Source organism: Segeticoccus rhizosphaerae (assembly GCF_005222685.1).
Classification (GTDB): Bacteria; Actinomycetota; Actinomycetes; order Actinomycetales; family Dermatophilaceae; genus Segeticoccus; species Segeticoccus rhizosphaerae.
This window is the reverse complement of the sequence record NZ_SWMA01000046.1, coordinates 23,275-30,793: the sequence shown is the minus strand read 5'-3', so window position 1 is coordinate 30,793 and position 7,519 is coordinate 23,275. Positions and strand designations below refer to the sequence as shown.

Sequence of the window (7,519 nt, the reverse complement as noted above, 5' to 3'; positions counted from 1 at the left end):
AACGAGATCATCGCCCAGCGGCTGATCGCCGACAACGGCAATGACAAGTACGCCGTGTCCGACCGGTCCGTGCCGCCGTCGTTCCAGGCGCAGATCGCCGGCAACCCGAAGGCCAAGGAGCGGGCGACCAACCCGGCCTCGCCCTTCGTGGACTACCTGGTGACCAACTTCGGCAGCAAGACGATGCAGAACCCGAAGGTCCGCGAGGCGCTGGCCGTCTCCACGGACAAGGGCGCCTACATCACCGCCCAGGGTGGCCCGACCATGGGTACCCCGGCGACCTCGATGATCAACCCGAACACGCCGGGCTACAAGAAGTACAACGCGTTCGGTGCGCCGGACAACGGTGACCCGGCCAAGGCCAAGCAGCTGTTGAAGGAGGCAGGCGTCTCGACGCCGGTCAAGATCAACTACATCTACAGCGGTGGCACCCCGACCTCCGACAAGGCGGCCGCGGCGCTGAAGGAGGGCTGGGAGAAGGCGGGCTTCAAGGTGAGCCTGCAGCCGGAGACCCAGAACTACTACACGATCATCCAGAACCCGGCCAAGCAGTCCACCTGGGACGTTGCCTGGGGCGGCTGGGGCCAGGACTGGCCCGGTGCCGCGACGGTGATCCCGCCGCTGTGGGACTCCAGGGTCAACCTGACCAAGTCCAGCAACGCGCAGGACTACGGCCAGTACAAGAGCGACAAGGTCAACAAGGCGATCGACGCGGCCTACAAGCTCACCGACCCGGACAAGCAGAACGCGGCCTGGGGTGACATCGACGAGATGATCCAGAAGGACGGCGGATATGTCCCGCTCTCGGTCGAGAAGTTCTTCCTGATCCACGGCTCGGGCGTCACCAACTGGATCGACAACCCTGCCTTCGCCGACTACCCCGACCTGGGCTCCCTCGGCATCCAGCAGTAACAGATCGACCAACACAGCACCGACCGTCGGGTCCGGTGGCCACCGGCCACCGGACCCGACGGACCGGAGCCAACAGGCTCCGGTCCGGTCACGCCACTCAACGTCCGAAGGTGAGGTGACGCCGCGCAGCGGCCGGCCACCATGCTCTACTACATCATCCGGCGCGTCATCGCCGCGGTCATCATGCTCGTCGTCATCAGCATGGCGACCTTCGCCCTGTTCTACGCGATGCCGAGCGACCCCGCCCGTCTCACCTGTGGCAAGACCTGCACCCCGGCCTCGATCAAGGCCAACCGGCACTACCTCGGGCTGGACAAGCCGATCACGACGCAGTACGCCGACTTCGTCAGCGGCCTGTTCACCGGCCGCGAGTACCCGGACGACCCCGCCTTCGCCAAGGCCAACCCGGACAAGGTGACGCACTGCCCCGCGCCCTGCCTCGGCTACTCCCCGCAGCGGACTTCGCTCGTGTCCACCTACATCAGCGAGCGGTGGCCCGTCTCGATCTCGATCGCGCTCGGGGCCTTCGCCATCTGGATCACCTTCGGCGTCGGCTTCGGCATCATCGCGGCGCTCACGAGAGGCCGATGGCCGGACCGACTGCTCACCAGCTCCTCCCTCTTCGTCTTCTCCTTCCCCACCTTCTTCCTCGGCCTGCTCATCTACTCCTACCTGAGCATCAAGTACCAGTTCTTCCCAGCGCCCAACTACGTCTCGATCTTCGACAGTCCCGTCGGGTGGGCCAAGGGCCTGGTCATGGCCTGGATCGTGCTGGCCGCGGTCTACGTCGCCAGCTACATCCGGCTCACGCGCGCCTACATGCTCGAGACGATGGGGGAGGACTACCTACGCACCGCGAGGGCCAAGGGCGCGACCGAGCGATCCGTGGTGTTCAGGCACACCCTGCGGGCCGCGTTGACCCCTGTCGTGACGGTTGCCGGCCTCGACCTCGGCATCGTGCTCGCCGGCACCGTGATCATGGAGCAGGTGTTCGGCTACCAGGGACTCGGCCGTGCGGCCATCGACGCGGTGACCCAGTCGGACCTGCCGATGATCGTGCCCATCGTGCTGATCACGGCCGCGCTGATCGTCTTCGCCAACCTCGTGGTCGATATCCTCTACGGCGTCATCGACCCGCGCGTCAGGATCGGGTGACGAGGCCGTGACGACGAACGAAAGGACGGACGCATGTCCGTAACCGCCACCCAGCCAACGGGCTCCGCGGCGAACGCAGACCACGAGGCGTTCCTCGAGGTCGACGACCTCCGGGTGCACTTCCCGACCGATGACGGCGTCGTCAAGTCGGTGGATGGCATCACCTTCTCGCTCGAGAAGGGACAGACCCTCGGGATCGTCGGCGAGTCGGGCTCCGGCAAGTCGGTCACCAGCCAGGCGGTCCTCGGCCTGCACCGGCGCACCAACGCCAAGATGTCCGGCCGCATCGCCCTCGACGGCCAGGATCTGCTGACCCTGCCCGAGGCCGAGATGCGCCACCTGCGCGGCAACAAGATGGCCATGGTCTTCCAGGACCCGCTCTCGGCGCTGCACCCCTACTACACCGTGGGCAGCCAGCTGATCGAGGCCTACCGGGTGCACCACAAGAGCACGGCCAAGAAGGTCGCCAAGAGTCGGGCTGTCGACCTGCTGGGGCGGGTCGGGATCCCCAACCCGAAGCGGCGCGTCGACCAGTACCCGCACGAGTTCTCGGGCGGCATGCGGCAGCGCGTGATGATCGCGATGGCGCTGATGAACGACCCTGAGCTGCTCATCGCGGACGAGCCCACGACAGCCCTGGACGTGACGGTGCAGGCGCAGATCCTCGACCTGATGAAGGACCTGCAGCGAGAATTCGGCTCGGCGATCATCCTGATCACCCACGACCTCGGGGTGGTTGCCGACATCGCCGACGACGTGCTGGTGATGTATGCCGGCCGGTGCGTGGAGCAGGGCACCGTGGACGACCTCTTCTACCAGCCACAGCACCCCTACACGGTGGGGCTGCTCGGCTCGATGCCGCGGCTCGACCAGGTGCGTCAGACCAGGCTCGACCCGATCCCCGGCAACCCGCCGTCGCTGATCAACCTGCCGAGCGGGTGCAAGTTCAACCCGCGATGCCCCTACACCGAATTGGTCCCTGACCGGCTCTGCTTCACCGAGGAACCGGCGCTCGCGGAGGCCTTCCCGGGCCATCGGTCGCGGTGCCACATCCCCCCGGAGGAGCGCTCCGTGGTGTTCGCGGAGGCACTCAGCAAGCGTGGCGACCGTGCTGATTCGATCAAGGGCGCGGCGGACGATCGGTCGCGGCGGACCGCTGAGACCACCCGCCGGGACGACGCTGACGATCGCGCCGTCCGCGAGCCCGAGCGAGGAGCGTGACGTGACCACCCCTACCGCCGCACCCGAGCAGTCGGCCACCGCCGACCACCCGGAGATCCTGCGGATCACCGACCTGAAGAAGTACTTCCCCCAACACAAGGCGGGGATCATCCGCCGTCCTGATGCCCCCGTGAAGGCGGTCGACGGACTCAGCCTGATGGTGCGCAAGGGCGAAACCCTCGGCCTGGTGGGGGAGTCCGGCTGCGGCAAGTCGACCGCTGGCCGCACCCTGCTCAAGCTGCTGGAGCCGACCGGCGGCACGATCGAGTTCCAGGGCGAAGACGTCACGCACGCGAGTGGGTCCCGGCTGCGCGCGTTGCGCCGCGAGATGCAGATGATCTTCCAGGACCCCTACGGCTCGCTGAACCCGCGGCACACGATCGGCAAGATCGTTGCGGCGCCCTTCGAGATCCAGGGCATCACGCCGCCCGGCGGCAGCCGCAAGGCGGTTCAGGAGCTGATGGCCCGGGTGGGTCTCAACCCCGAGCACTACAACCGCTACCCGCATGAGTTCTCGGGCGGCCAGCGGCAGCGCATCGGCGTGGCGCGGGCGATCGCGCTGCAGCCCCAGGTGATCGTCTGTGACGAGCCGGTGTCCGCCCTCGACGTGTCCATCCAGGCCCAGGTGATCAACCTGCTGGAGGACATCCAGGACGAGCAGCAGCTCGCCTACGTCTTCATCGCCCACGACCTGTCCGTGGTGCGGCACATCTCCGACCGCGTGGCCGTGATGTATCTCGGCAAGCTGATGGAGGAGGCCGACCGCGACACGCTCTACGAGCACCCGCTGCACCCCTACACGCACGCCCTGATGTCGGCGGTGCCGGTGCCGGACCCCCGCCGAGAGGCCGGGCGCGAGCGGATCCTGTTGCAGGGCGACCTGCCCAGCCCGCAGAACCCGCCGTCCGGCTGCGTGTTCCGCACCCGGTGTCCCAAGGCCCAGCAGCGGTGCGCAGACGAGATCCCCCTGGTGCGTGAGCTCGCACCCGGGCACCGGGTGGCCTGTCACTTCCCCGAGGAGCGCGTGGTCGTCTAGTGCCCCCTGACCCGACCGGGCGGCCCGCCCGGCTCGTCTTCGTGCACGCCCACCCGGACGACGAGACCCTCGCGACCGGCGTGGCGATGGCCCACCACGCGATCGCGGGAGACGAGGTCCACCTGCTCACCTGCACCCTCGGCGAAGAGGGTGAGGTCATCCCGCCGGAGCTGTGTCACCTCGCCGCCGACCGTGAGGATCGGCTCGGTCCCTACCGGCGGGAGGAGCTTCGCCGCGCGATGGCCGTGCTGGGCGTCGCCCACGTGGTCCTCGGCGAGGATCCCCACGGCGGCGGTTCGCGCTACCGGGACTCCGGTATGGCGGGCACGCCCAGTGCCGAGCGTCCCGACGCCTTCGTCCGTGCCGACCAGGACGAGGCGGCCGCGCTGGTGGCCGCCCACCTGCGGCGCCTGCGTGCCGACGTGGTGGTCACCTATGACCCGTGTGGCGGCTATGCCCACCCCGACCACATCCAGACCCACCGGGTGACGATGGCGGCGATCAGGACGCTGCCCGACGCGGAGCGTCCGGGCCGGGTCTACTGGAGGTTCACCCCGAGGTCGTGGGCACTGCAGGATCGGGAGTGGGTCCGCAGTCACGTGCAGCCGGGGGAGCAGCCCGGCCTGACCCTCCCACCCGAGGACGCGCCCTTCCCGCCCTCCGTCGTCGAGGACGACCAGGTGACCCACGAGGTGGTCGATCCCGAGGCCGCGCGGCTGCGGACGCAGGCCCTTCTGGAGCACCGCACCCAGGTGTCGGTGCACGGCGACTACTACGCTCTGTCCAACGACATCGCGGCACGCCTGTCCGCGCGGGAGGGCTACGTCCTCGTCGACCCGGCCACGGGGACGCCCGCGAGGGGCGCTGCGATGCCAGGCGGACGGCATACCGGCCTGCTGCCCGACACGTGAGGAAGGTGCTGTGACCACGACCGTGCCGCCCACCGACGTGGGCGACTACCGCCGTGCCATGGCACGATTCGCGACCGGCGTGACCATCGTGACCACGCTTGCCGGTGAGCACCACCACGCGATGACCGCCAACGCGCTGTGCTCGGTCTCGCTGGAACCGCTGCTCATGCTGGTCAGCGTCGAGCGGGACGCGCGGTTCCACGACGCCGTGCTCGAGTCGCAGGTCTGGGGGGTCAGCGTGCTGCCGGCCGAGGCCCGTTCGACCGCCGACTGGTTCGCCACCAGGGGCCGGCCGCTGCACGGCCAGCTCGACCGGGTGCCGCACTCGATCGCTCCGGTGACCGGCGTCGCCTGGCTCGACGGGGCACTGTCGAACTTCGAGTGCCGCACGACCGACGTGCACCCAGCGGGCGACCACAGCATCGTGGTCGGCGAGGTGGCCTCGGTGCACGTGCCCGACCACCTGGGCAAGGCGCTGATCTACTACCGGGGACGTTACGAGGCACTGACATGACCGAGCGTCACAGCTGGGGGCGCATCCTGCTGCGGCTGCTGGTCGCGGTCGTCGTGCTGGGCGGCGCCTACGTCGGGCTGGCCGTCTGGGTCGGGGGTCAGGTGCCTTCGGGCACCACGGTGGCGGGCGTCAGCATCGGCGGGATGTCCACCGAGCAGGCCGCCACCACCCTCAAGAGCGACCTGGCCATGACCGCTTCACAACCGGTCATCGTGCGCGCCGGCGACGAGACGTTCGAGCTCGACCCGGGTGCGGCCGGGCTCTCGCTCGACATCGACCGCACGCTGCAGGGACTGACCGGCCGCACCTACGACCCCGGCGAGATCTGGCAACGCCTCACCGGCGGTGAGGCGCAGCCGCTGCGGGTCTCGGTCGACCAGGACCGGCTCGAGGCGGCACTCGAGGGCGCGGCGAAGAAGGTGGACCGCCCCGGCAGGGAGGGGTCCATCACGTTCGTCGACGGCTCGGTGCGCATCGTGTTGTCCACGCAGGGCCGCAGCCTCGACGTCCCGGGCACGGCCAAGGCGGTCGCGCAGGCGTGGCCCCGTCAGCCGGAGGTCAAGGGCGCGGTGACCGTGTCCGACCCGAAGCTGTCCGTCCGGGAGATCAAGCGGGTGGAGAAGTCCTTCGCGAAGCCGGCGATGTCGGGGCCGGTCGCCGTCGTCATCGGCAAGGCACGCACCAGGCTGACGGCCGTGCAGCTGGGGCGGATGCTCACCGTCAAGGACGACGGCAAGGGTCACCTGCGACCAGACCTGGACGGTCAACAGCTGCTCAAGGTGGTGCGGGCCGAGGTCTCTGGGGCCGAACGCGTCCCGGTCGACGCCCAGGTGCGGCTGATCGGGGGTGAGCCACGGGTGATCCCTGGGCACAACGGCAAGGTGATAAATCCGAAGTCGTTGCACGACAAGGTGTTTGCCGCGCTGACGGCGAAGTCGCGCACGGCCCGGGTCGCGACCATCTCCAAGCCTCCGGCCACGACGACGGCCGAGGCCAACAAGCTCGGGGTCAAGCAGGTCATCTCCAGCTTCACCAGCCACATGCCGGGTGGCCCGGAGAACGCGGCCCGCACGCACAACATCAAGACCGCCCTGGACCACATCAACGGCACGTTGGTCAAGCCGGGTGAGCAGTTCAGCCTGCTCGGGGTGCTCGGCACCTTCACCAGGGCGAAGGGGTATGTCGAGGCGCACGTCATCAGCAACGGTCGCCTGGTCAACGCGCTGGGTGGTGGCATCTCGCAGGTCTCGACGACGGTCTTCAACACGTCGTACTTCGCCGGTGTCCAGCTCGACGAGCACACCCCGCACTCGTTCTACATCTCGCGCTACCCGGTCGGCCGCGAAGCGACCCTGTGGCGTCCCACCATCGACAACAAGTGGACCAACAACACCGGCCACGGGATCCTGATCCAGACCTGGGTCACCGGGCAGGACATCCACATGCGGTTCTGGGGGACCAAGACGTTCGCCGTGAGCAGCCACACCGGCGAGCGGCGCAACATCACCGCGCCGAAGACGATCTACGACGACTCGCCGAAGTGCATCCCGCAGTATCCCGTCGAGGGGTTCGACATCACGGTCACCCGGACGGTGCGCCGGAACGGTACGACCGTCGACCACAACGTGTTCAACACCCACTACAAGCCGGAGGACCGGGTCGTCTGCACCGGCTGAGCGGGAGCCCCGCCCCGGCCGAGACGTCCTGCGTTGCGGCTGCCGGGGCGACCACAACGCAGGACGTCCCGCTATTTGCGGCCACGGTGCAGGG

General features: G+C 68.7%; 7 protein-coding genes. All 7 read left to right on the top strand.

What is annotated here, in order from left to right:
- Window positions 1-912, top strand: a 912-nt coding sequence (locus tag FCN22_RS19535; RefSeq protein WP_238384863.1) for an ABC transporter substrate-binding protein, incomplete at its 5' end; no start/stop codon positions are given.
- 141 nt (window positions 913-1,053) lie between these two features.
- A complete protein-coding gene (locus tag FCN22_RS19530) occupies window positions 1,054-2,067 on the top strand; it encodes an ABC transporter permease (RefSeq protein ID WP_137123239.1) in 1,014 nt (337 codons plus the stop codon).
- A gap of 33 nt (window positions 2,068-2,100) precedes the next feature.
- Entirely contained in the window at window positions 2,101-3,288 is a 1,188-nt protein-coding gene (locus tag FCN22_RS19525; protein WP_137123238.1) for an ABC transporter ATP-binding protein, read from the top strand.
- Between the two features lies 1 nt (window position 3,289).
- On the top strand, window positions 3,290-4,324 hold the full coding sequence (locus FCN22_RS19520) for an ABC transporter ATP-binding protein (protein WP_137123237.1): 1,035 nt from the start codon (window positions 3,290-3,292) through the stop codon (window positions 4,322-4,324).
- On the top strand, window positions 4,324-5,235 hold the full coding sequence (gene mshB / locus FCN22_RS19515) for an N-acetyl-1-D-myo-inositol-2-amino-2-deoxy-alpha-D-glucopyranoside deacetylase (RefSeq protein WP_137123236.1): 912 nt from the start codon (window positions 4,324-4,326) through the stop codon (window positions 5,233-5,235). Before FCN22_RS19520 ends, mshB begins: the two co-directional genes overlap by 1 nt.
- A 10-nt stretch (window positions 5,236-5,245) precedes the next feature.
- On the top strand, window positions 5,246-5,749 hold the full coding sequence (locus tag FCN22_RS19510) for a flavin reductase family protein (protein ID WP_238384862.1): 504 nt from the start codon (window positions 5,246-5,248) through the stop codon (window positions 5,747-5,749).
- Entirely contained in the window at window positions 5,746-7,425 is a 1,680-nt protein-coding gene (locus FCN22_RS19505) for a VanW family protein (protein ID WP_137123235.1), read from the top strand. The genes FCN22_RS19510 and FCN22_RS19505 overlap by 4 nt, the downstream gene beginning before the upstream one ends.
- The last annotated feature ends 94 nt before the right edge of the window (window positions 7,426-7,519 follow it).